This window comes from Candidatus Symbiopectobacterium sp. NZEC135 (genome assembly GCF_025962695.1).
This window is the reverse complement of the sequence record NZ_JAGFPF010000184.1, coordinates 1-2,803: the sequence shown is the minus strand read 5'-3', so window position 1 is coordinate 2,803 and position 2,803 is coordinate 1. Positions and strand designations below refer to the sequence as shown.

The 2,803-nt window shown below is 47.7% G+C and carries 2 protein-coding genes; both read right to left on the bottom strand.

The window, feature by feature from the left end; all coding sequences use genetic code 11:
- Positions 1-270 precede the first annotated feature (270 nt).
- The gene (locus tag J5224_RS24610; protein ID WP_264627848.1) at positions 271-1,296 is read right to left on the bottom strand and encodes an AbrB family transcriptional regulator; all 1,026 of its coding nucleotides are present in this window, start codon (positions 1,294-1,296) and stop codon (positions 271-273) included.
- Between the two features lie 19 nt (positions 1,297-1,315).
- Positions 1,316-2,719 (bottom strand): FAD/NAD(P)-binding protein, encoded by a 1,404-nt coding sequence (locus J5224_RS24605; protein ID WP_264627847.1) that lies wholly within the window; start codon positions 2,717-2,719, stop codon positions 1,316-1,318.
- Between the last annotated feature and the right edge of the window lie 84 nt (positions 2,720-2,803).

Genomic DNA, 2,803 nt, shown 5'->3' with positions numbered 1-2,803 from the left:
CGTACGGCTGTAGAAGTCCTTAATGAAGCGATGTCTGAAAATATTATCGCCATCGAAAAAATCAAATCATCGGCAAACGACACCGATCAGTCGATACGCTAATTAACGTCCCCGTTTCTTTTGGGTGCCAAACGCGCCAAAATCATCACAGCATCGTCCCCTCAACCGTCATAAGCACCTTCACCCCATATTTACCCAACCTACATCTACGCTTTTTTAGAAGGATACCGTCGAACCGCGTTCACCTCAGTGAGCTGAGCCCACAAGAAATCAGGTTTTTTTTCCACGCCGCGGGTGTTTCACACTAAGCAACAATGACGGGAGCGTATGAATGATCAACATACGAACAATATGGTTGGTCATGACAAAGCCTGCATCCACTTTCATCGCCAATGCAGCATAAGACATCGACTCCACACTGCCGGGAGCCCAGGAAAGCACGAGGATATCGAAGGAATACCCTATCAACTCGGATGTAGCCCAAGCCATCAAGAGTGTAACCCCAAGGCTAATAGTTACAAGCTGCAATGACGCCCACAGATGACGTAGAAACTCGTCCAGCGGAAAGGCAGTAAAATAGTGACCAATAAGCATCCCCATAAGCACCATACCCAGTTGGTTAATAATATCCGGTAAAACAAGCAACTCAGGCGAAAAAGCGTGGAGCAATGCGGCGCAAAATAAGGTGGTCAGCATATACGGTGCTGGAATATGCCAGTGTTCAAGCACCTTACCCAAGATGAACCCGGTGAGAACTATACTGGCTAGCCATACCCCATGTACTGTCAACTGCGTCGGTGGTGAAGTCATTGACTCTACATTATCAAATCCGACGATAATCCCAGCGAGCACGGTAAGTGTGATTAGACGCAACGAATGGGAAATCACAATCTTCTGCGGTGGCGTCTTCGAAAAATCGGCCAGTGCCAACACTGCAGCCATAGCCCCAGGTACTGCGCCCAACAGAGCCTCTTCTTTGCTCCAATGCAGGCGTTGAATACACCACCGATAACAAAGGGCAAATTGCAATGATAAGCAGATGCATAGGGCGCACAGCAGGCCGATAACACCGGTAGTTTCACCGAAAGTCATTTCCCTAAACATTAGACCGATGGAAGAACCCAGAGAAATTTGTATAAACACCATAGAATTAGGAATAGTGCTTATACGCAATGAAAAACGGCTGAGAAGAATAATAAGCGCTATGGGGCCAAACATCATTCCTAATGGAATATTGATAAGCGCCAGTAACCATCCAGCCAAGGCACATAATAAAAAACCGCCCACCAGCCCCATGCCCTACTCCTGATAAATATTAATATCCAAGATCCGCTGCATGCGGGGTGTCATTCCAGCGACTGACTACCGCCAACTTAGCTTGCTCATGAAGAATATCTATATTTCCAACGGTGAAAAATTCGCCCACTGTCATCTGTCCGATACATTTGACATTCGGCACTATGGTGTTATTTACGCTGATGACACTAAGGGTTTCAGGGCAGATACGAATCCCCCCGAACGGATGAGGAACGCCTATTCCTCTGCTTATCAGCCGACCTATCAATGGGTAATGGTAAGGACAAGCACTAATCCCGCTGGCATTGATAAGTTTATTCACTCGCGGGCCCTGGACGCCTGAAACAGAGAGGGTAAATCCATCAGGATTCGGTGTGATGGAAATATCACCGTGCAGATGATCTAGTTTACCAGTGGAAAACAGTTGTTCCACACGCAGAGCATTAGGGATAGCAATAGGAACGCGCAATTGCTGCCAGCGCGACTGCCAACGAGCAATAAAACGAGCTCTCTGGGTCAAGCTCAGTCGACGCCAAGCATGGCTAACTGAAATATTGAGTGCGAGAAGAATACTCATAGCAGTAATGCTCGGCTGAGCATTGCGCAGAAAATCACTCAAAGAACAACGCTGGGCCGCAAACTCCAGGCGTAATAGTCGAAAGAGTTGGTGAAAAGCAATATTGCCCGAGACGAAATATAAACGATCGATATTTCTGGGAGTAAACCGCTGTGGTAACACGTTGTGGTACCCGGCAATTCGCCTCGGCAGAAGTCCTTGACGGGAGATGAAATAGAGCTTCCTGCAATGTGGTGCCAATGCAATGGCAACATCGTGGGCTGATAAACGACTTCCGATAATACCGACACTCTCCCCGGGTAGAATACGCAGGTTCCGGATCGGCCATGCAGATTCGAAATACCCAGCGTGCAGTGCCACACCGTAGGGATCTCTTTGCTGAGTGGTGCCAGTACATAAAAAGCAACGTGAAAACAGCGCATTTTCTCCACTTTGAGTGTATATCCTTACCCCTCCAGCCTGGAGTGTCAGATCGACAACCATTTTTGGCACAAAACGCAATATTATGCCGCGCTGACGAGAACGTTGCTTGCACAGTATGAGTTGATAACGTAGGAACTGCCCAAAGTAGGTACGAGGAACAAACTGGTCGTCTGAGTGCTGAAGGTGAGTTTGATATTGCTTTAGCCAAGAGCCAAAATCACCAGCCTCGCGAAAATACATCGTTTTCACCGGACGATTGAGTAAATTAGTGCAAACGTCATCACCAAACGCGTGACCAACAGCAAGCGTTTCCGGTGTATCGAACAATGTAATGGCTGAGATCTCCTGATCAGGCAGTTCCAATAAGCGAAACAGAACGGAAAGACCGGCATATCCGCTTCCGACGATGGCATAGTTTTTCATATGTCGCTTGTCCACCGGGTATTTTCTTCCACCCAGTTTGCCAGATAGCACAGATTTGCATTTACCTCATGGCTGTCCCGGCCT